This is a genomic window from Bacillus kexueae (assembly GCF_022809095.1).
In the GTDB taxonomy this organism is placed as follows: Bacteria; Bacillota; Bacilli; order Bacillales; family Aeribacillaceae; genus Bacillus_BZ; species Bacillus_BZ kexueae.
This window is the reverse complement of the sequence record NZ_JALAZE010000002.1, coordinates 624,496-645,754: the sequence shown is the minus strand read 5'-3', so window position 1 is coordinate 645,754 and position 21,259 is coordinate 624,496. Positions and strand designations below refer to the sequence as shown.

The window sequence follows — 21,259 nt, the reverse complement described above, 5'->3', positions numbered from 1 at the left end:
ATTCTTTTCCGCAAATCGCTTTCCACAAGGACATGCATACCGACGTTTTCGATAGAACAGATAGGTCGTTCGTTCAAATAGTTTTAAGTGCTTTACCTTCTGAATTCGATAATCATGAACCTTATGGGTCCAATCTCCACATGCCGGACATTGATGTCTTCTTCGGGGGACAGAAACATGAAGGTGGATTACCCCCTCAATTTCCTCCATCTTTGTGATAATCAACTCTTCTAATCCAGGCATTGATATGGTAGAATACTTCATGCACGTAACTCCAATCTTTATTCTTGTTTCTCGTCAATTCAAGTGTAAAGGATTTTGGAGCTTACGTGTTTTTTTTTATGCTAAAAATTTCTTCATACCCCAACAAATATTGTAGAGCCATAAAGAAAAAAGGAGGTAGGAAAACAAAATGGAAAAGCCAGCCAAAAGGCTGACTTTTAATAAACCCAAGTATTAATTTGACGGTCGTATGAAACTAATTCCTCTTCTTTGAAGAACAGTCCAATTTCACGTTCTGCACTCTCAGGTGAATCAGAACCGTGAATGATATTTTTACCAACAAACATTCCATAGTCTCCGCGAATTGTTCCTGGTAGAGCTTCTTTCGGGTTTGTCTTACCCATCATTTGTCGGCAAATTTCAATGGCATTTTCTCCTTGCCATACCATCGCAAAAACCGGTCCAGAAGTAATAAAAGAAACAAGCTCGTCGAAGAATGGTTTCCCCTTGTGTTCGCCATAGTGTTGCTCAGCTAAATCTTGTGAAATTTGCATTAGCTTTGCACCTGAAAGTTGCAACCCTTTTCGTTCGAATCTTGCAACAATTTCACCGATTAATTGGCGCTGAACCCCGTCAGGCTTTACCATTAAAAATGTCTTCTCCATGTTTTTCCACCCCATAAGTATTATGTATGGGCTTACAAATCCTGCCCAACAAAATTTTACCATCATTAAAGCGTTTTCGCAAACTTAAAATTTCCTTTTTCCAATATACTTTGCGATTTGAATTAAAGTTGTTTTCATTTTACTTTTCGGCAGGGGAGCGATCACTTCTAAACTTTTTTGTAAGTAACGGTCGCTTAATGCAATAGACTCCTTAATGGCCCCAGAAGATTTAACGGCTTCAATTATTGGTTTAATTTCGGTAGGAGTTGTCTGTTCGTTTACCTTCATGATTTGTTCTTTAAGGGATGGATCTCGCATGGCAATTAAGACTGGCAACGTAATATTGCCTTGTAGTAAATCGCTTCCGACAGGCTTTCCAAGCTCTTCTTCCGTTGATGTAAAATCTAAGATGTCATCGATAATTTGATACGATACACCTACATAATATCCGAACCAAAAAAGACGTTTATGCCACTCTTCTTGTACGTCAGCTGCGACCGCACCAATTTGACAACTCGTTGCAATAAGTAGTGCCGTTTTTCTTTTAATCCGCCTTAAATATGTACGGAAATTTTGTTCATAATTATATTTGTCTTTAATTTGCTCAATTTCACCTAAAACAACTTCTACAATAGTCTTTGCTAGGATTTGATGAGCAAGCGGTTTTTCAATTTCTGTGATAATTTGAAGAGATCTGGCAAATAAATAGTCTCCTGTATACATTGCAATTTGGTTGTCCCATTTGGACTTTATCGTAGCTTTTCCTCTCCTCAATTCGGCATCATCAATTACATCATCATGGACAAGAGAAGCCATATGGATTAGTTCTAGCGCAACAGCAACTTTTTTTATTTTGTCGATATCATATTGCCCAAACATAGCTGACAACAAGACAAAAACGGGGCGAATTCTTTTCCCCCCAGCTTGTAATAAATGTAAGCCTGCATCACTTAGAAGCGGATCATTCGACCAAACACTTTTTTCTAATTCACGTTCTACAATGTTGAGATCTTGCTCCAAAAAGGAATATATCGCTTTAAACTTCATTCAATTCACCTTATCATTTCAATTTCGGCTTATATCCTAAATGCATAGCAGCCACTCCACCTGTAAAAGGTTTGACTTGTACATTTTCTAGGCCCGCTTTTTCAAACATTAACTTTAGTTCTTTCATTCCTGGAAAATCACGCGCCGATTCTTGTAACCATGAATACTCTTCATAGCTTTTCGCAAACAATTTACCGAACATTGGCATTACGAAACGGAAATAAAAATAATATAATTGTCTAAATCCAAGCATTGTAGGTTGAGATGTTTCAAGACAAACGACTTGGCCTCCTGGCTTTGTCACACGATGCATTTCTTTTAAAACTTGCATGTAATCGGGAACATTTCGCAATCCAAATCCGATAGTCACATAATCAAACGTATTGTCTTCAAATGGAAGCTCCATTGCATTTCCCCACATTAATTCAACGTGATTTAATTGTTCTTCTTTGACTTTCTTTTCCCCGATACTTAACATGTTTTGGCTAAAATCTAAGCCAATTACTTTTCCTGTATCCCCGACAGCATGACCTAACGATATGGTCCAATCCGCTGTACCGCAGCAAACATCTAGGCAAGTTGCCCCTTTTGGTACATTCATTCGCTTCATCGTTTCTTTTCGCCAAGCAATATGCCTCCGAAAACTAATGACTGAATTCATTTGATCATAATTTTGATAGATTTTTTCAAACACCTTATGTACTCGTTCTTCTTTTGAAGCCATCCTTTACCCTTCTTCCACCATTTTGTTTAGCATATGTTGATGCGAGTATTGCATCGTATGAATGCGGTCATATAAGTAATCGATTAATGCTTGAGAATGAACACGATTTGAATTTAAAAACGCTATAACTTGTTCATACCATTTTTGACTTACATCGAATAATTTTGATTTCATTTGTTGCTCGTTGTATTTCGTTCTTTTTAAACTTTCAATAAATATTGATGAGTCTCCTTCATTCAAACGATCAGCTTCCTCACATATTCGTTTATAAGTTAAATAATGACAAGCAAATGAGGCAAATGAGGATTGGTTCATATGAACACCTAATTGGAAGGATAATGCACCTTCAATTTTCTTCAAACACTCCAACTGCTCCTCAAGTGAGTGAGTGGAATGATAAAGTTGAATTTTACTTTCGTTAATCTCCTTAATGGCATTTGCTAATACTTGAATCATTTTGACATCTTTTAAATCAGCTAATATAGCATAATACAAACCGCTAAAATAGTCTCCGGCTAAAACAGTCAGCTGTCTTTCGACAAATTTTTCTCGTTCATTACATTTATCGTTGCCTACTAAGTCATGGGTATCAAGGGCTATTTGGACTAGCATTGCCGTTGTGCAATACTCGTGAATTTCGCTCTCCGGTATATCCGCTTCCTTAAACAATGTATAAAACAAAAGCAATTTATCTTCATCGATAAAAGGCTTTACAACATACCTTGCTAAAAACGGATGTGAAAGTTTGTTTTCAATTGCTTCCTTAATGGATGCTATTGTTTTTTTCAATTCCATCAATCCAATCACCCTTGTCCCTTTCCGTAAACATGTCGCATACATTTTTATCCACATTTTTAGTATAAACAAATTATATTATAACATAAATCAACCATTCATTAGACTATTCTTCATTTATTAAATAAAAGAAGCAGGATACCCTGCTTATTTTCGTGAATCACTCTCTATTTCTCCATGACTTGTCTGTATTAAAGCTTTACCACGTACTTTAATCGCTGACGTGTGTTCAGTAAACTGGGCAATCATAACTTCTCCTTTATCAAGCTTTTCCGAATGATGAAAGCGCGTATCAGAACCACGCGTTAATCCAATGACGTTTACCCCATCTTCCACTGCTTTAATAATCACGTAATCATTTCCTGCTGAATTCACGTTGTTCACCTTCCAGGTTTAATATTTAATTAATGACAGCACTTCACTTCTAGCCGCTTCATCGTTTAAGAAGCACCCTCTAACTGCTGAAGTGACCGTTTTTGAACCAGGCTTTTTAACTCCTCTCATCGTCATGCACATATGCTCTGCCTCGACTACAACCATAACGCCATGTGGGTCAAGTGTTTCAACAATACTATCTGCAATCGTGGAAGTTATACGCTCTTGTAACTGAGGTCTTTTCGCCACTGCTTCAACAGCTCGTGCTAATTTACTAAGCCCTGTAACTTTCCCACCTTTTGGAATGTATGCAACATGAGCTTTTCCGTAAAACGGTACTAAGTGATGTTCACACATTGAATAGAACGGGATATCTTTAACTAAAACTAACTCTTCGTGATCTTCTCCAAATACAGTACTGAAATATTCTTTAGGGTCTTGATTAAGTCCTTCAAATACTTCCTCATACATTTTTGCTACACGTTTCGGTGTGTCGAGTAGACCTTCGCGGTTTGGATCTTCCCCAATAGCTTCTAAAATTAATCGGACAGCATGTTCAATTTGTTCTCTATTTACATTTCCCATGTCAGCTTTCCTCCTGCATCTTTTCCGTATGTAACCCGATTCTAGCATAATTTATGAAGTAAAAGCAAAATATAGTAAGCGAAGTGAATAACACCCTTTATATATCTACCTTAATCGAGGAGCGAAAAGGATCATACGAATACTCATTAGGTAGTCCATCTCGATACCAATCATTTTTTACCTCATAGAAAAAGCCCCTATTAAGGGGCTTTAATGTGAAGAAATGATGTTTTATGTATGAGAAATCTTCACATACACAATTATTTTCCAGCAACAGCGTCTTTAAGAGCTTTACCTGGTTTGAATGCAGGTACTTTGCTAGCTGGGATTTCGATTTCTTCACCTGTTTGTGGGTTACGACCTTTACGAGCTGCACGCTCACGTACTTCAAAGTTACCGAAACCGATAAGTTGTACTTTATCACCGTTTTTTAAAGCTTCTAAAATTGTATCAAAAACTGCATCAACAGCTTTTGTTGCATCTTTTTTAGATAACTCGCTCATTTCAGCTACTTGGTTGATTAATTCTGTCTTGTTCATTTCTTTCACCTCCTCCCAAGGAGTGCCCCAAAAAGGCTTGTTATATTCATTTCTTCACATTTTTCTTATATTCTATACCTCATTACCTGATAAACAAGGTGTTGACACGCTTATATTAATCGATTCAAACGTAGATTGCAATGATTTTTCTTAAAAGAATTGGCTTTCTAGGAATATACGACCAATAAAGAGAAGATTTTCTGATAAAAGATTACCATAACACCTATTTAAGTTTCAAGACTATTTAAGCGACAAACCATTGAGAATTCAACATTTTTCATTCTATTTAGATAAAACATTTTCCCTTTCCCCCTACATCCCACGAGTCAAGTCGCTCCATTACGATAGGAAAACGATACTCAACAATGTATTTTAAACACAATAAAACAACAATCTGTTAGAAACGAACCAAAGAAAAAAGACCCCTTTTAAGAGGTCTACATCGTTAAAGTATAATAGCGATAAGTCCACCTGAACCTTCATTTATGATTCGTTCAAGTGTTTCTTTCAGCTTATACCTTGCATTTTCAGGCATTAACGACAGCTTTGCTTGAATCCCTTCGCGAACGATGGAGCTTAAGCTTCTACCAAAAATATCTGAATTCCAAATGGATAATGGATCATCTTCAAAATCTTGCATTAAATATCTTACGAGTTCTTCACTTTGCTTTTCAGTTCCGATAATCGGTGAAAACTCGCTTTCAACATCTACTTTAATCATATGAATAGATGGTGCCACAGCCTTTAATCGAACTCCAAACCGTGAGCCTTGACGGATAATTTCAGGTTCATCTAAACTCATATCTGTCAGAGCAGGTGCTGCAATCCCATACCCCGTTTGCTTCACCATTTTTAGAGCATCTGCAACTTGGTCATATTCTGATTTAGCATGTGCGAAATCTTGCATTAACTGCAATAAATGATCTTTCCCACGAATTTCAACCCCGACAACCTCTTTTAATATTTGATCATATAGATCATCTGGTGCATATAAATCAATCTCAGCTATTCCTTGCCCCATCTCAATGCCTGCCAAACCAGCACGTTCAATGAATTCATACTCACTAAAATGGTCTACGACTAGATTAACATCTCTTAATCTCTTAATATCTTTTACCGTATCTTTCACCGTATCTTGATAAGACTCCCTTAACCAGTGATCTTCACGCAACACCATGACCCAGCTTGGTAGATTAACATTTACCTCAAGCACTGGAAATTCAAACAATGCTTCTCTTAACACGCTTATGACATCGCTCTCTCTCATACTTTCAACACTCATACAAAGCACGGGGATATCATATTTTTCATTTAATTCTCTTCTTAGTCGTTCTGTTTCTGGATGGTGTGGATGAACGGAGTTTACGATCATGATGAACGGCTTACCGACTTCTTTTAACTCATCAATCACTCTTTCCTCAGCTTCAATATAATCTGATCGAGGTATTTCTCCAATTGATCCATCTGTTGTTATCACAACACCAATTGTAGAATGCTCTTGAATCACTTTTCTCGTTCCAATTTCAGCTGCTTCATGAAACGGAATCGGTTCTTCATACCATGGGGTATTAATCATTCTCGGTCCATTTTCATCTTCATATCCTTTTGCTCCTGGAACAGTATAGCCAACACAGTCTACCATACGTATATTGACATCAAGCCCCTCATCTACATGTACCGTGACTGCTTGATTAGGGACAAATTTCGGCTCCGTCGTCATGATTGTTCTACCTGCAGCACTCTGCGGGAGCTCATCTTGTGCTCGAGCTTTATCTGACTGATTTTCAATGTTGGGGAGAACAACTAATTCCATAAATTTCTTAATAAATGTGGACTTTCCTGTTCGAACAGCCCCTACCACTCCTAGATAAATGTCACCGCCTGTTCGTTCCGCGATATCTTTGAAAATATCTACCTTTTCCAAGTGATCCCCTCCCGACTCATTAGTCATTGGATGAATTATGTTAAGATAAATCGCTTGTAGACAATATATGTTTATGATGTTGTCCGACTAGTTTATGACTAAAGCCATAAAATTTCATTTAATTAAGAATAAATGATTCCCTCCATCCTCATACATACGAGATTAATTTTTGGAACTGTTCAACTAATGTTGATTTTTTGGTTTGCTCCCTTCTTCTCGTTTCACATATTCTGCGATGTTCAATAGACAGTATTCATTTACGTTCTCCGTTCCCTTCTTCGTTGCAAAATCCACTCCAATCAACCATCGTTTTGAACAGGCCCTTTATGAAAGAAAGATAAAAAAATAAACCTTTCTCTTAACATGTATGAATCAAGAGAAAGGTTCATGACTTTAATTTATAAAAAAGATAGGCTCGTATTGATCATCCACAGTATACGGAAGTGAAAAAGCTGGTACAAATGGAGAGGATTCAACAAGTAAATACCGGATATCCTCACCAGCTTTTACATTTACATCTTCCTTCTTTAATGCTTGATATAAGTCTAATGAGTAATCCACGAAAACTTCTCCATTACTATCAATCACGAATGGTAAATATTCATTTGAAAAAGGACTTAAAACTTGAGGCGGTTCCTTATAGCCAAGCTTTTCAAAATCTAACGTATAAACACCACGTGTAATTTCCTCTTTAAATGGTGGGTATCCGTTTGATTGGCGATATACATTTAACCGGATATTAATATCTCTTATTTCTTCTGCCAATCTTAAGTCTATTAATTTTACTGTAGGGTCATTCTCTACATTTACTAACACATATAAGTAAACTCCCCCATTTTCAAATGCTGTTCCAGGAGGCTCTGACATGTATTGAGGTATTAACTGATTAAAATCAACCGGGTATTTTTGATAAATAGGAGTCTCCATATCTCTCGTCTTAATCGGCAATAGTCCGTTTTGATCTTCTTGAAAACGATCAACTGCTGTTTGAACAGAAGTGATTTGTGTTTCATAAGGTACAGAATTTTTTGAAAGCTTTTCTTCTGGATATAAACAACCACTTAAAAACACTAAAAGTAACAATGGTAATACAATGAATAGTCGTTTTCTCATTTTACTCTTCCTTTGTTATTCATTTACTGGTCCAGAAAATACAACAAAAAAGATAATGATTCCAGCTAAAATCATAAATATGTAGGCAATGATTGAAAATAATATGCGCCAAAATCCCTTTAATTTAAATCTACTCAAATAAATTGAAAAAACGGAAATAAACATAAAGCCCATTGACGCAAGGGCAATCCACATTTTCATTAAAGCAGGTGTCATTCTTTTCCCTCCTTTTTACGAAAAACATTATATCATACAAATGAATCAGTTCAATGAATGAAGAACAAATTACAAAATCATTGGGGCACTTAAACCCTCATCCTTTGCTCCTTATTCAATACCATTTATTCTGTGTACATGAAAAGACTGATACATGCCTCAATCCTCATAGAAAGGTGACAATCGCCATATACTCTTCATTTAATGTGAGAAACTTCTTTTTACTCACCGCTCGGAATGAAGCTTTAAACAGTAGCGTTTATCCACCATCTAAAAGATTGAATCATGATCAGCCGTATTTACCTTTTCGAATTACTTTTCATCTTCACAAGATCGTGATTCCATGATGTTAACCAAATCTTCCATTTCATGCGTTTTTACACGAGCCATGAGCGATTCTACCGCTTCCTTCGCATTTTGTCCGTTAAATAAGACATCGTATAAAGCACGAGTGATTGGCATTTTAACGTTATATTTTTCTGCAAGTTGATAGGCTGCTTTCGTTGTCCGGACTCCTTCTACGACCATTCCCATCGAATCCAGCACCTCATCAAGTGTCTTCCCTTTTCCAAGCATATTTCCCGCTCGCCAATTACGAGAATGTACACTTGTACACGTTACAATTAAATCCCCAATACCTGTAAGGCCGGAGAACGTTAACGGATTTGCTCCCATTTTACTTCCTAGTCGTGCGATTTCAGCTAACCCTCTCGTAATAAGGGCAGCTTTTGCATTATCTCCAAAACCTAGGCCATCACTAATACCCGCTGCCAAAGCAATAATATTTTTTAATGCACCGCCAATTTCCACCCCTACAACATCAGGGTTTGTATACACGCGAAAATATTGATTAATAAATAAGTCTTGTACGTATTCGGCCGCTTGCATGTTTTCACTTGAGGAGGTAACAGTTGTCGGGTGTCGCAAGCTAACCTCTTCTGCATGACTCGGTCCAGATAGTACGACAACATCCTTCCGTTTCGTTTGTGGTATTTCTTCTTCGATAATTTCCGTAATCCTCTTTAATGAATCCGGTTCTATTCCTTTACTTACATGAACGAACAATGCAGGTTTTGAAAGGATGGAATTCAATTGTCCTAAAACGTCTCTCATCGCTTTTGTCGGCACAGCTAAAACGATTGTTTCAGCATCTTTAACCGCCTCTTCTAACTTATAAGTTAATGAAATATTAGCGGCTAGCTTTACGTCAGGTAAATATTTTTCATTTACGCGCTTTTGTTCCATTTCTTCAATATGTTCTTTTCTGTGTCCCCACAACTGCACATGGTGACCATTGTCACTTAAAACCACTGCAAGGGCAGTTCCCCAACTCCCTGCACCTAAAACCGTAACTTTTTCCTTCAATACGCTCACCCTTTCTTTGCGGATGCTTAATGCATTTGGAAAGCATCTTTATCCTTTCACCTTTCACTTATCTATCATGAAGAAGGGAAGTGGAATCAATACCTGATAAAAAAGAGTAGAGTAGATTTCCTACTACTACTCCACATCTTATCTACATGACGATTTCACGCACATCGATTATTTTCTTGCACGAGCGATGATTCGAATTGGAGTCCCTTCAAATCCGAAGGCATCTCGAATTCGGTTCTCTAAAAAGCGCTCATAAGAGAAGTGTAACAATTCAGGATCGTTAACGAAAATAACGAATGTCGGTGGCTTCACCGCAACTTGTGTAGCATAATAAATTTTTAGTCTTGTCCCTTTGTCTGTTGGTGTAGGATTCATTGCGACAGCGTCCATAATAACATCGTTCAATACGTTTGTTTGAATTCGACGAGCATGGTTTTCACTTGCTTCAATAATGTTCGGCATTAATGTGTGCAAACGCTGTTTCGTTTTTGCTGATAAAAAGACGATTGGGGCATAATCTAAGAATAAGAAATGGTCGCGAATTTTCTGCTCAAACTGCTTCATTGTCTTGTCATCTTTTTCTACTACGTCCCATTTGTTCACAACAATAACAACCGCTTTACCTGCTTCATGAGCGTACCCCGCAATTCGCTTGTCCTGCTCAATAATCCCTTCCTCACCATTGATTACGACTAAAACGACATCTGATCGTTCAATCGCTTTTAACGCACGTAATACACTATATTTTTCTGTTGTTTCGTATACTTTCCCTTTTTTTCTCATTCCTGCCGTATCGATAATGACAAATTCTTGTTGATTGTATTTAAACGTCGTATCAATAGCATCTCTTGTTGTACCAGCAACATCGCTGACAATCACGCGTTCTTCACCTAAAATAGCGTTAACTAATGAAGATTTTCCAACATTCGGTCGGCCTATTAACGAAAATTTAATGATTTCGTCATCATATTCTTTTTCATCACGGACATCGAAATGCTTCACTACTTCGTCTAATAAATCTCCTAAACCAATCCCATGAGACCCTGAAATTGGATAAGGCTCTCCGAATCCTAAAGAATAAAAGTCAAAGATGTCATCTCTCATACTTGGATTATCAATTTTGTTTACTCCAAGTACAACAGGCTTGTTTGAACGATAGAGTATTTTGGCAACTTCTTCATCAGCCGGTGTTAAACCTTCACGACCATTAACGATAAACAAAATGACGTCCGCTTCTTCTATCGCAAGTTCAGCTTGATGACGAATTTGGGCTAGAAATGGAGCATCTCCTATTTCAATTCCACCTGTGTCAATAATATTAAATTGATGCGTTAACCATTCGGCACGAGAGTAAATTCGATCACGCGTTACTCCCGGGATATCTTCTACAATGGATACACGATCTCCTACAATTCGGTTGAAAATTGTCGACTTCCCTACATTAGGGCGACCGACAATGGCTACTACATGTTTCGGCACTTTACAACATCCTTCCTAAAACATTAATCCAAGGCTTTTCTAATTTTCATTGTTAATATTCAAATCGATAAAGCTTGTCTGCTCACCGTTACAAACGTCTTCACGTGTATTGCAGTCAAACAATCTCTCTTTTTTTCATAAAACGATATGATTATGAATGATTTCAGAAAAGAAACCCTTCCACTATGAGAAGGGCTAACTATCATATTATATAGTAGTTTCATGTAATCGACAACAAGGCTTAAAAATGCTTCACGATGACATAAACATCTTCCCCTATGGCGTGTGCAATGCCATCTAGAATAGCTTCTAAATGTTTGGCAAACAAATCCATTTCCTCCCGATCTTTACAAATGAATGCTGCGGTAGACCCTTGAATTTTTGTCTTGTCTGTCGTAATTACTGCTAAAATCGTCTTTTCTAATATCATAATCGAAAAAACCGCCCCTTCTTATTGGCGTCTGATTCCGACGGCATTCGAATAGCACTTTCTAATGTTGGAACATTTTGAATGACTCGGATGCCAAATTCATGATCTTGTTTTTGAGGCAAAACGAACACCCCTATTCTACCATCGTCTAAATCCCTTTTTGCTAACGGTACGAGCGAAGGCTCACCGCTATCCCGAATAATTCCTAACGCAGTGGAAACATCGTGCAGCACTGCCTGACGCTGTCCTAAGTTTGCAATGGTGGCTCTTGCATTAAAAGACTTTGGTTTTAACACAAAGCCCATCCCATACTTTAATACTAATTCACGTTTTTCTGGGATCCCGATATTCATGATGTAAATATTGTCTACATAAAGACCTGCTCCATCAAACCGTGGCTTTACGTATTCTACCTCAACAATATCTCCCAACTTCCCGCCAGACATCAATATTTTCGATAAAATAATACAAACTATCGCTACAACTATACTAACCCAAACGTTCGTCAGTAAATAAGCAAGCGTAACAAATAATGATGTAAAAATAACTAAATAATTGCGACTTTCAAATGCAATTGCTACCCCTTCTATATATGTTTTCCCTCGTGGAACAAGCTCATATTTATCTAATTCAGACAAGGTATTGCGCTCCATGTTTCGTACTTCACGAAACTGTGAGGCTGCAACTGTTAAAAAAGTGATAGCAGTAAATTCCTTTTGCATAATGGCAGGAACAGCCACTGTACCTAAACCAGCAGCAATCACTCCTAAAGCAACATGAATGATTTTCCCATGCAAATAGGTGGGATATTGACGATAATCAGTTTTTAACATATATAATCGACATGCAACTCCCGCGATAACCCCTAATAAAATCGGGTACGTATATTCATTCATAAAATTCGTCCCTTCCCCTTCACTGATTTATCCACGAACTGCTCTAATGATTTTGTCACCCATTTAAAAGCAAACCAAACACCTACACACAACGAAGATACAGTTAACGTTTCCATATAAGCCAAATAGCCAATTTCAACCTGCACATGCACAATTCGGTAGGCAACTATCCAAAAAAATAGTTCTCCAATGGACTGACCTAAAACTAAGATGGTGATGCAATGTTGAGTGTTCTTCCCTAAAAGTAATGCTAAAATACCTGTCATCATGCTACTAATGAATATGAGTTTGTCTAAAAACCATATTGGGTCATAAACATAAAAAAGCTGTAGGGCTGCATAGGCGAACGCAATAATGACAACAGCAAAAGTTGAATAGATTTGATAACCATGCAATACTAAACGACCGAGAAATACAATCCCGATTAAAAGATAAGATAGCCCAACAGTCCCAAAAGAAAAAGAAACTTGCTTCAAACTAGCCATTATTACAAGAAGAATAAATATCGCATAAACCATTCGTTTAGTTTCTTTTTTCATCCAAAAAGTGACGATAATCCAATAACACCAAAAAATCCAGTAAAAGAAAATTCCTTCCATCCAATCACCCCTATAATTTCCATTATGGGTAGGTTTTATGTAAATTAATCATCGAATAATTACACAGCCATTGACGAATAATGTGAATGTTTAACTCTAATTGGAAGGAATGATTCATTTGGGTAGAGACCGACAAGAAAAAAAGTTAAAAGAAGAAAGACGAGTCGAATCTGATCGTAACCAATCTATTTCAAATAAAGGGGCTACTGGGATGGAAAGTCCAAAAGATGCAAGGAAGCGAAATGAGTAACGTTTTTTTTATTAACATACAATAAGAAACATACATGATTTTACACTCACACCCTGGACATGAAAATTTATTCTCCCCGGGGTTTCCTTTCTACCATCTACCTATCATGATCGATCATTCAGCTCATAGGTAATTTTTATTTTCACAGAAAAAGCGCAAGTCCTTAGGCGAAGGGCGCTTTAGGACCTGCGAGGAGGCTTCCGTCGCCACAGTAGGGCCGAAGCGACCCGAGCTGATGGCGCTTGGAGCTAGACACTAAAAAACCTGTAAAGAAAATACTTTATCACTTTATTGTATTTAAACTCTCTGTAACAATAAGAAAATCGTCCTTTCAGACATTCCTGAATGGACGATTTTTTTTGTGCCTATTTGCATAAGTTTTCGTATCAATCATTCGCTCTTGTAGCCAATGATATGTTTTTCCAGAAATCACAAGTGGGACATGTCGAAGGTCTAAAATTGTTTCCGTACCAAGAGCTGTCAGGATGAATGCAAGATCTTCATGAAACGCTCGCATTTCAGCCCTTAATGCTTCCATTCCCTGTTCTCGGAATATCTTTAAAACAAAGCCTGCCATTCCAACAAGGGATGCCCCTAACGATAATGCTTTAACGGTTTGAAGTGCGTCATTCATCCCACCGGTTGCAATAATAAATGGTGGAGACTGAATGCTAGACACTTCACAAATAGAAGCGGACGTACTAATTCCCCAGTCCTCAAAATAAGTTAGACGCCTATTTCTTCGTTTATTCTCAATTGAGGAAAAGTTCGTTCCACCGAAACCTCCAACATCAACAATTGATACACCGACATTTGTCAATTGTTCAGCTGTTTCTTTACTCATACCATATCCGACTTCTTTTACAATGACAGGTACTTCGACATTTTTTACGATTCTTTCAATATTTCTTAGGCTCATCGTAAAGTCTCGGTCCCCTTCTGGCATGACTAATTCTTGTACAGGATTTAAATGGATTTGCAAAGCATTCGCTTCAATCATTTCAACGGCATGTTTAGCTTGATCTACTGTTGCTTCACTTCCTAAATTTGCGAATAAAATTCCATCTTTATGTACTTTCCGAACAATTTCAAACGTGCTTCTTTCAGAAGGATTTTTAATGGCTGCCATTTGAGAACCGACTGCCATTGCTAAGCCAAATTCTTTAGCAACTTCCGCTAACCCTTCATTTATTTTGTAAGTTTCGTTACCGCCTCCACCTGTCATCGCATTGATAAAAATGGGCGAACTAAACGAGAGTTCGCCCATTTTCACAGCTAAATTGACATTTGAAACAGCGGTATTCGGAAGGCTATTGTGCACAAAGCGAATATCCGAAAGACCATTATCGACAGCTCTTCTCGTTTGTAAAGCATATTCTATATGGTCAATCTTACGCTGTTCTCTATCCAAATTTATCACCGTTTTATTTTAATTTATTTAATTGGTCACCAATCATTTCACCTAATTGGAAGCCAGAAGAATCTTCTTTTGCTTGATACTGTTGGTAATCTTCTGCTTCAGTTTTTGGTGTTTCTTCTAGCTCTTTCATACTTAATGAAATGCGCTCTTCATCTAAATTGACGTCAAGTACCTTCACATTAACTTGATCACCTTCAGATAAGACTTCATGTGGTGTACCGATATGTTTATGTGAAATTTGAGAAATGTGTACTAATCCTTCTACACCAGGTAAAACCTCGATAAAGGCACCGAAGGATACTAAACGTTTCACAGTTCCCTCTAATACATCTCCAACTTTTACTTTCTCAGAAACTTGTGCCCAAGGGCCAGGTAGTGTCTCTTTAATTGATAATGAGATTCGCTCATTATCACGATCTACTGACAGTACTTTCACTTGTACTTTTTGTCCTTCTTCCACTACGTCTGAAGGCTTTTCTACGTGAGCATGGGAAAGTTGAGAGATATGGACTAAACCATCCACTCCACCAATATCAACAAATGCGCCAAAGTCTGCTAAACGTTGAACTGTTCCTTCAAGAACGTCGCCTTCTTTTAATCCATTTAAAACCTCTTGACGTTTGTTTGCAGCTTCTTGTTCTACCACAGCGCGATGTGATAAAATCACCCGATTTTTCTCACGATCTAATTCCACAACTATTAACGTAAGTGATTTTCCTAGATATTCAGAAAAATCTTCTACATAGTGAGCTTCTACTAAAGATGCTGGAATGAATCCGCGTACACCTAAATCTACGACCAATCCGCCTTTCACAACATCTTTTACTTCTGCTTCAAATACTTCTTTTGAAGAAAATTTTGCTTCAAGCTCATCCCAAGCCTTATCTGCATCTACTTTACTTTTTGAAACAATGATTGCTTCTTCTTCTACTTTCAATACTTTTAGTTCTAATACATCATTTTCTTGAACAACATCAGATGCTTTCTCAATATGTAAGCTTGATAATTCGCTAATAGGAATAATTCCTGGCAATTTGCAGTTTTCAATTTCTACAATTACCTGCTTTTCTTCGACTTTTGCAACAGTCCCTTTTACTAGGTCACCTACTTCTGGTGACGAAACTTCGATTTGATTCATTTCTTCTACCATTCCATTTACCTCCTTGGTCAAGCCCTAACAACTCAACATTAAAAGTTTATGTAACATTCTATTTAAAACTATTTGTTCTAAATAGAATGAAAAATACCTCTTTTTAATAACTTCTAACAAATATCACCTTTTGTCAAGTCATACGCGTTATGATTATTGATGTTTTTCTAATAAAAGTCGAATTTCGTTCATGATGATTTCCGTCGCTTGTTCTGCAGAGATTTTTTCTTCTCGATGTGAAGTAAAATCAATCGGCTTTCCATATACGACTTTCACTTTTTTAAATGGCTTGTAAGGTCCGATGATGGCACAAGGGACGACATGAGCATTTGATTTTAGTGCAAAGAAACCCGCACCTTGTAATCCTTTTCCTAATTCACCCGTTTTACTGCGAGTTCCTTCTGGGAAAAGTCCTAGAACTTCGCCTTCTTTTAGTACTTTCAATCCTTTTCGAATAGCGTCGCGGTCAGCTAATCCACGCTTCACAGGGAATGCCCCTAAACCTGGAATTAAGTTTTTAATTATCGGTACACGAAACAACTCTTCTTTAGCCATAAAATGAACAGGGCGAGGTGAAGTTATCCCAACCGTTGGTGGATCGAAGTTATCAATATGATTTGAGCATAATAAGACAGCACCATCTTTCGGAAAATGTTCACGTCCCTTTATTTCTAAGCGGTAAAGCGGTTTAAAAACAGCATATACAACCGATTTAGCAAATTGGTAAAACGCTTTATTCATACGCAGTGAACCTTTCTTCCACAAGTTGTTCAATTTTGCTTACGACCTCGTCAATCGTTAGCGAAGTCGTATCAATTTCAATTGCATCGTCCGCTTTTTTTAATGGTGCAACTTCACGCTCTGAATCTAATTTATCCCGAAGCGCGATATCGGCCTTTAATTGTTCCAAATCAGAAGGGAACCCTTTTTGTAAATTCTCTTCGTGACGTCTTTTTGCTCGCTCTTCGACAGAGGCTTTTAAAAATACTTTCAACTCAGCATCTGGAAGAACATGCGTCCCAATATCACGTCCATCCATAACAACTCCACCGCCACGAGCCATGTCTCTTTGACGTTTCACCATTTCTTCCCTTACTAAAGCATGCTTAGCAACGATAGAGACATTTTTTGTTACTTCATTTGATCGAATTATTTCCGTAACATCTTCGCCATTAACCATCACTTTTTGACCACTATCTGTCGGAATCAATTCAATTGATAGCTCCGATAAAATATTTGCTACTTCATTCTCATTTTCAATATCTATTTGTTTTTTTAGCGACATATACGTCAATGCACGATACATCGCGCCCGTATCGATATATACATAAGACTTATTTTTCGCTACGATCTTCGCTACTGTACTTTTTCCAGCAGCAGCAGGTCCATCAATAGCTACAGAAATTTTTCGTTCCATAGTTCCTCCTCATTAAAACAGCTGTTCTCTCTCTTTGACAAAAGGCTAGGACTGTCACATGCATCGACTATATTAATATGTTTACCTATGAAAGGCAATAAAAAGGTAGAATGTTTAAATGTTCAAATCATTCCTCAAAGGTCGGATTGGTGATTGTTTCAATCCACTCATCAATTGACATCTTCCCTACACCTTCTGATTGTACCACTTTTGATAAATATGGTCGCATTTCTGAATGCTGCAAGAATAGTTGACCGATAAATAACAAGACAATATGGGCAATCACTATTTTCATTAAAATGTTTTCAAACCGTTTCATGTATATCTTCCAATCGTTTTTACTTCTTATTATGTTGGAAAATATACGTCACTATTCAATTAACCCTTGCTTTTTTTGTTGGATTTGAGCTTCAAAGCAGAATCGCATCAATTTTTGTTGGTTCATATCATCTAACTTATCAAATTTTAAGGAAGCAATTTTTTTATTATTCTTCTGCTCCTCAACTCGGACAATCTCGGCATTAAGATTTAAATGTTCAATAGACCCATCTTGATACGGGAGAGAAAGCCAGATCATCACTTCAAGACCAGGAACGATTTGAACATGATTTGGAACAACGATTGCTGCTCCTCCTCCACTTACATTTTCTGTTACCGTAGCAAATGCATCGAACTCACCTTGAAGAGAGTGAATCGCGATATCGTTACTCGTATCAATGCGAACAAATTGCCTTCGCTGAATTTTTGTTATGTTTTCTTGTTTTGGTTCTTCTAAAACGACCATTGGTATGTTGTTTTTTCTTTTACCTTTTACAACCGTTTTAAAACGGTATACTTCATCTTGTTCAGTTATAAATGTAACAAGCAGTTCAGTCCCATTCTGCAAAAAAACGGTACGTCCTGAATCCTCACTTGTCGGATAGTCGACTAACAACCCTCCATTTACTTTGTCATGAAGTTTACACCGTAAAATTTCTTTTTTACCTGACAACACTTCTAACGTTAGTGCGCTCCCAATTTTCAACATCGTTAACCACACTTTCAATATCCTAATTTGTACCTATTTCTATTTAATCATGGAATGTAAAAAAGGAAAAGCACGATTCGCTTTTCCTTTCAGATTGTTTCTCATATTCTTCATGTTATCTACGTGTTTCGATTATTAAACAAACAAAAGCTTATTTGCAATTTCTTGCTTTTTTCTCATCTTACACATCATTATAAATCGGCTCAGCATTTTTTAATTTTTCTACCTTTTCTTCTGTCGCGTCTTCCGCATTGATAAAAATCCTATACGTATCATCATTAATTGTTCCGAGAAACTCATAGCATAGTACTTCATTCCCAAGATCATTTGTGATGACTGCTAGCCCTTGATCTTGAATTTGTACATTTTGGTTAATTTCAGCTAGAGCTTTCTCTTTTGAGATAGAAGGCTTCGGCAGTTCTCTTTTTTTATTGGCAACAAGATAGTCTCTGCCTGAATAACCAATTACTTCTCCATTATCAAGAGCGACCTTCATCCGAATTGAGTTCGGATAGAGACGAATACCATCTTGTACAGACACAAATGTAAAGACACCGATATTATCGTACTGAGCACTTTCGAATAACTCTAAATCCTGAAACCCTTGTTTTTGTAGAAACTTTAGCGCTTGATTAGACGCCTCATTTAAACTAATATTTTGATCCTTTATGTCTCGATTATGAAGTAAATAAATTGGAAATCCGCCTTTTTTCGTAATATCCATATACAAATCATGCTTATTCTCTTTATCATGCATTGTTACACTGAAAAATCCGAACGATGAATCCGATCCATTTTCCGTTATATCCATTCTCGTTACATTGTTCGGCGCAAATGACTTTGCAATCTTTTCCGCTTCTTCTTTCGAAATCTCTTTTCCTTGTAGATGGTCAAAAGAAGATTTCGATTTTTGCATGGAAGTCATCGTTGGTCCAAAATTTGATTCTGAATAGGCCTCCACATTTTTTTCGACTGTTTGAAGTCCGTCTATAATCGTATTATCCATTTGCTTTTGTCCAGAGGCGAGAGCTAACTCAACATCCATCCAACGCAAATTGTTCTCCAACACTAAATGCTGTACCTTACGTAGTTCATTCTGAATTAATGTACTTTCTTTATATAACGATTGCAGTGTTTTATATTCTTCATCTGTTAGCGGGGACGTTGATAGATCCCTTACAGCTGTTCGATAACTAAATGTACCTATATTTGATAAAAATTCCTCAGTTTTATTAAACGGAAGAAGCGTTAGTGGCAATTGTCCGACATCGCTATGCGCTTCGGAAGTAATTCTCCAAACTTCAGCTAATGCAGGTGATAAGGAAGTACGAGAGTTCATCGCTAGAGTAGCACCAATTTTGTCATGTAATTGGTCCATTTGGTATGTCAAATCGTGAAAGGCACGCTGGTAATTGTTTTCTGCTTGAATCAATACTGCATTTTTCTCTTGATGCTCTTTATACCCCCAGTAGCCGGTTCCGACTAATGCAACTGTTAATACCGCAATTAATAATCCTCTAAACATCACTTTACCACCTTTCTATTCACAGAATATGTGTTTCCCGATTTGCTTAATTTGTGGTCGTGACCATATCCAAGCACTTGTTGCCGTATTCGGATTGAAATAATAAAGAGCATTTTCTGTTGGGTCCCACCCATTCATTGCATCTAACACAGCCTTCTTGGCTGTTTCATTCGGTGTGAGCCAAATTTGACCATCGCTTACAGCTGTAAAAGCACCTGGCTCAAAGATAACGCCGGAAGCAGTGTTCGGAAATGAAGGACTCTCAACACGATTTAAAATGACCGCAGCGACAGCCACCTGACCAATATAAGGCTCTCCTCTGGCCTCACCATACACAGCATTGGCCATTAACTGTAAGTCGTTTTGTGAGAAACCACTCGGCATATTCACTGCTGATGGTTGTGCTTTTTCTTCTGTTACTTCTTCTTGCTTTGGTTGTTCTTGTTTCGATTGTTCCTGTTTTGCTTCTTGTTCTTGGTTTTGTGCATTTTCATTCGATTCATTTGGTTGTTGATTATTCTGTTGATTCTGATTTTGTGCATTTTGTTTTGTCTGAGGCGATTTTGCTTGGTTCGGAGGAGCTCCTCTTTTCGCTTCTGCTTCTTTTTTAAATTTGGCTTTCATTTCTTCAGAAGGACCCGATTGAATATCTAATGGGACGCCTCCATAATGAGTAAAATCCTTTCCTTCTTTCAAATTGTTAATAACAAAGTCTCTATAGTACTTTGTCGCTCTAGCTAGCATATTTTTAGTCTCTTCCCCTACTAAACCGTCTACTTCTTTTAACCCAAAATCATGTTGAAAGTTGCGAACAGACCAATAGGTTCCCCACCCAAATACACCATCTATTCTCCCATGGTAATAACCGTTGTATTGAAGCCTTGCCTGCAATTCAATTACATCATCTCCTACTGCTCCCCTTTGAATCACTTGATTTGAGAAAGCTTGAACAGGATTAGTAAATATGGATCCTGATATTGCGGAACTTATCGCAAAAAAAAGGATCAAAACAAACAGGAATTTACGCGAACTATTCATCATGTTGCCCCCTAACTGATTCTTCGTTATTCGTATTTTTTGTAGAGTTTGGTATTTTATACAGTAGAAAGTTGTATGGAAAATGTTGGTCCTCATTAAAAAGTGCGTAAAGTGATTCGTGAATCGATTATTCATGGAATAAATTTGAATGCATCCCATTATGAGCAGAAGGAAAATTGTGATCAATTGTTTTTTTAAAAAGGCTCTTTTCTAAAGGGTTGTTGCTTTTAGTGTGTATAAAATATATTGTTGAAAATCGTTTTTCCCATTGTAATTGAGCGACCTGACTCGAGGGATGTTGAGGAAAGCAAGTGGAATTAGCGCATTGTCCAAAATTCATTTTAAAGATGTCTGAAAAAGTAACAATTTATACGAAAACAGCCTTAGAAAAGAAATTTAAAAATAACTTCTTCTCAAAATAAAAAAGATGTTTTGGATTTCTTTCCAAA

At 37.3% G+C, this 21,259-nt stretch carries 25 protein-coding genes; 1 reads left to right on the top strand and 24 read right to left on the bottom strand.

The features are described 5' to 3' along the window. The 16 genes from ML543_RS07470 to ML543_RS07395 all read right to left on the bottom strand — a co-directional run. On the bottom strand, window positions 1-264 hold a 264-nt coding region (locus ML543_RS07470; RefSeq protein ID WP_243386510.1), incomplete at its 3' end, for a transposase family protein. Between the two features lie 176 nt (window positions 265-440). Next, entirely contained in the window at window positions 441-887 is a 447-nt protein-coding gene (ndk, locus tag ML543_RS07465) for a nucleoside-diphosphate kinase (RefSeq protein ID WP_243386509.1), read from the bottom strand. Window positions 888-971: 84 nt separating this feature from the next. Further along, window positions 972-1,934, bottom strand: a complete 963-nt coding sequence (hepT, locus tag ML543_RS07460) for a heptaprenyl diphosphate synthase component II (RefSeq protein WP_243386508.1) — start codon at window positions 1,932-1,934, stop codon at window positions 972-974. A gap of 13 nt (window positions 1,935-1,947) precedes the next feature. Beyond that, entirely contained in the window at window positions 1,948-2,658 is a 711-nt protein-coding gene (locus ML543_RS07455) for a demethylmenaquinone methyltransferase (protein WP_243386507.1), read from the bottom strand. A 3-nt stretch (window positions 2,659-2,661) separates the two neighbouring features. Then, on the bottom strand, window positions 2,662-3,453 hold the full coding sequence (locus ML543_RS07450; protein ID WP_243386506.1) for a heptaprenyl diphosphate synthase component 1: 792 nt from the start codon (window positions 3,451-3,453) through the stop codon (window positions 2,662-2,664). 147 nt (window positions 3,454-3,600) lie between these two features. Then, complete coding sequence (gene mtrB / locus ML543_RS07445; protein WP_419095350.1) at window positions 3,601-3,828, bottom strand: trp RNA-binding attenuation protein MtrB; 228 nt, start codon at window positions 3,826-3,828, stop codon at window positions 3,601-3,603. Between the two features lie 18 nt (window positions 3,829-3,846). Beyond that, window positions 3,847-4,413: a GTP cyclohydrolase I FolE gene (gene folE, locus ML543_RS07440; RefSeq protein WP_243386504.1), complete on the bottom strand. Its 567-nt coding sequence runs from the start codon at window positions 4,411-4,413 to the stop codon at window positions 3,847-3,849. A 260-nt stretch (window positions 4,414-4,673) separates the two neighbouring features. Beyond that, on the bottom strand, window positions 4,674-4,952 hold the full coding sequence (locus ML543_RS07435) for an HU family DNA-binding protein (protein WP_243290255.1): 279 nt from the start codon (window positions 4,950-4,952) through the stop codon (window positions 4,674-4,676). A 445-nt stretch (window positions 4,953-5,397) separates the two neighbouring features. Then, on the bottom strand, window positions 5,398-6,876 hold the full coding sequence (spoIVA, locus tag ML543_RS07430; RefSeq protein WP_243386503.1) for a stage IV sporulation protein A: 1,479 nt from the start codon (window positions 6,874-6,876) through the stop codon (window positions 5,398-5,400). Window positions 6,877-7,269: 393 nt separating this feature from the next. Further along, window positions 7,270-7,989, bottom strand: a complete 720-nt coding sequence (locus tag ML543_RS07425; RefSeq protein WP_243386502.1) for a hypothetical protein — start codon at window positions 7,987-7,989, stop codon at window positions 7,270-7,272. Window positions 7,990-8,004: 15 nt separating this feature from the next. Then, window positions 8,005-8,205 carry a DUF2768 domain-containing protein gene (locus tag ML543_RS07420; RefSeq protein WP_243386501.1) on the bottom strand — a complete coding sequence of 67 codons (201 nt, stop codon included), beginning with the start codon at window positions 8,203-8,205 and terminating at the stop codon, window positions 8,005-8,007. A gap of 312 nt (window positions 8,206-8,517) precedes the next feature. Continuing rightward, window positions 8,518-9,570: an NAD(P)H-dependent glycerol-3-phosphate dehydrogenase gene (locus ML543_RS07415; protein WP_243386500.1), complete on the bottom strand. Its 1,053-nt coding sequence runs from the start codon at window positions 9,568-9,570 to the stop codon at window positions 8,518-8,520. Between the two features lie 177 nt (window positions 9,571-9,747). Then, window positions 9,748-11,058 (bottom strand): ribosome biogenesis GTPase Der, encoded by a 1,311-nt coding sequence (gene der, locus ML543_RS07410; protein WP_243386499.1) that lies wholly within the window; start codon window positions 11,056-11,058, stop codon window positions 9,748-9,750. Window positions 11,059-11,299: 241 nt separating this feature from the next. After that, window positions 11,300-11,488: a capping complex subunit for YIEGIA gene (locus ML543_RS07405; protein WP_243386498.1), complete on the bottom strand. Its 189-nt coding sequence runs from the start codon at window positions 11,486-11,488 to the stop codon at window positions 11,300-11,302. Next, on the bottom strand, window positions 11,485-12,384 hold the full coding sequence (locus ML543_RS07400; protein ID WP_243386497.1) for a YIEGIA family protein: 900 nt from the start codon (window positions 12,382-12,384) through the stop codon (window positions 11,485-11,487). The genes ML543_RS07405 and ML543_RS07400 overlap by 4 nt, the downstream gene beginning before the upstream one ends. Next, entirely contained in the window at window positions 12,381-12,983 is a 603-nt protein-coding gene (locus tag ML543_RS07395; RefSeq protein ID WP_243386496.1) for a YphA family membrane protein, read from the bottom strand. The genes ML543_RS07400 and ML543_RS07395 overlap by 4 nt, the downstream gene beginning before the upstream one ends. A gap of 118 nt (window positions 12,984-13,101) precedes the next feature. Here ML543_RS07395 and ML543_RS07390 point away from each other — a divergent pair, with 118 nt between their 5' ends. Beyond that, the gene (locus ML543_RS07390) at window positions 13,102-13,233 is read left to right on the top strand and encodes a YpzI family protein (RefSeq protein ID WP_243386495.1); all 132 of its coding nucleotides are present in this window, start codon (window positions 13,102-13,104) and stop codon (window positions 13,231-13,233) included. A 331-nt stretch (window positions 13,234-13,564) separates the two neighbouring features. Here ML543_RS07390 and fni read toward each other — a convergent pair whose 3' ends face one another. The 8 genes from fni to sleB all read right to left on the bottom strand — a co-directional run bounded on the left by fni (window position 13,565) and on the right by sleB (window position 20,810). Next, window positions 13,565-14,644, bottom strand: a complete 1,080-nt coding sequence (gene fni, locus ML543_RS07385; protein ID WP_243386494.1) for a type 2 isopentenyl-diphosphate Delta-isomerase — start codon at window positions 14,642-14,644, stop codon at window positions 13,565-13,567. A gap of 13 nt (window positions 14,645-14,657) precedes the next feature. Next, entirely contained in the window at window positions 14,658-15,803 is a 1,146-nt protein-coding gene (gene rpsA, locus ML543_RS07380; protein WP_243386493.1) for a 30S ribosomal protein S1, read from the bottom strand. 153 nt (window positions 15,804-15,956) lie between these two features. Next, window positions 15,957-16,544, bottom strand: coding sequence for a lysophospholipid acyltransferase family protein (locus ML543_RS07375; RefSeq protein ID WP_243386492.1), 588 nt, complete (start codon window positions 16,542-16,544; stop codon window positions 15,957-15,959). After that, the gene (gene cmk, locus ML543_RS07370) at window positions 16,537-17,220 is read right to left on the bottom strand and encodes a (d)CMP kinase (RefSeq protein ID WP_243386491.1); all 684 of its coding nucleotides are present in this window, start codon (window positions 17,218-17,220) and stop codon (window positions 16,537-16,539) included. Before cmk ends, ML543_RS07375 begins: the two co-directional genes overlap by 8 nt. A gap of 127 nt (window positions 17,221-17,347) precedes the next feature. Further along, a complete protein-coding gene (locus ML543_RS07365; RefSeq protein ID WP_243386490.1) occupies window positions 17,348-17,539 on the bottom strand; it encodes a YpfB family protein in 192 nt (63 codons plus the stop codon). A 51-nt stretch (window positions 17,540-17,590) separates the two neighbouring features. Next, the gene (locus ML543_RS07360; protein ID WP_243386489.1) at window positions 17,591-18,247 is read right to left on the bottom strand and encodes a flagellar brake protein; all 657 of its coding nucleotides are present in this window, start codon (window positions 18,245-18,247) and stop codon (window positions 17,591-17,593) included. 181 nt (window positions 18,248-18,428) lie between these two features. Next, window positions 18,429-19,772, bottom strand: coding sequence for a germination protein YpeB (gene ypeB, locus ML543_RS07355; RefSeq protein ID WP_243386488.1), 1,344 nt, complete (start codon window positions 19,770-19,772; stop codon window positions 18,429-18,431). A 15-nt stretch (window positions 19,773-19,787) separates the two neighbouring features. Then, window positions 19,788-20,810 (bottom strand): spore cortex-lytic enzyme, encoded by a 1,023-nt coding sequence (sleB, locus tag ML543_RS07350; protein WP_243386573.1) that lies wholly within the window; start codon window positions 20,808-20,810, stop codon window positions 19,788-19,790. Window positions 20,811-21,259 lie beyond the last annotated feature (449 nt).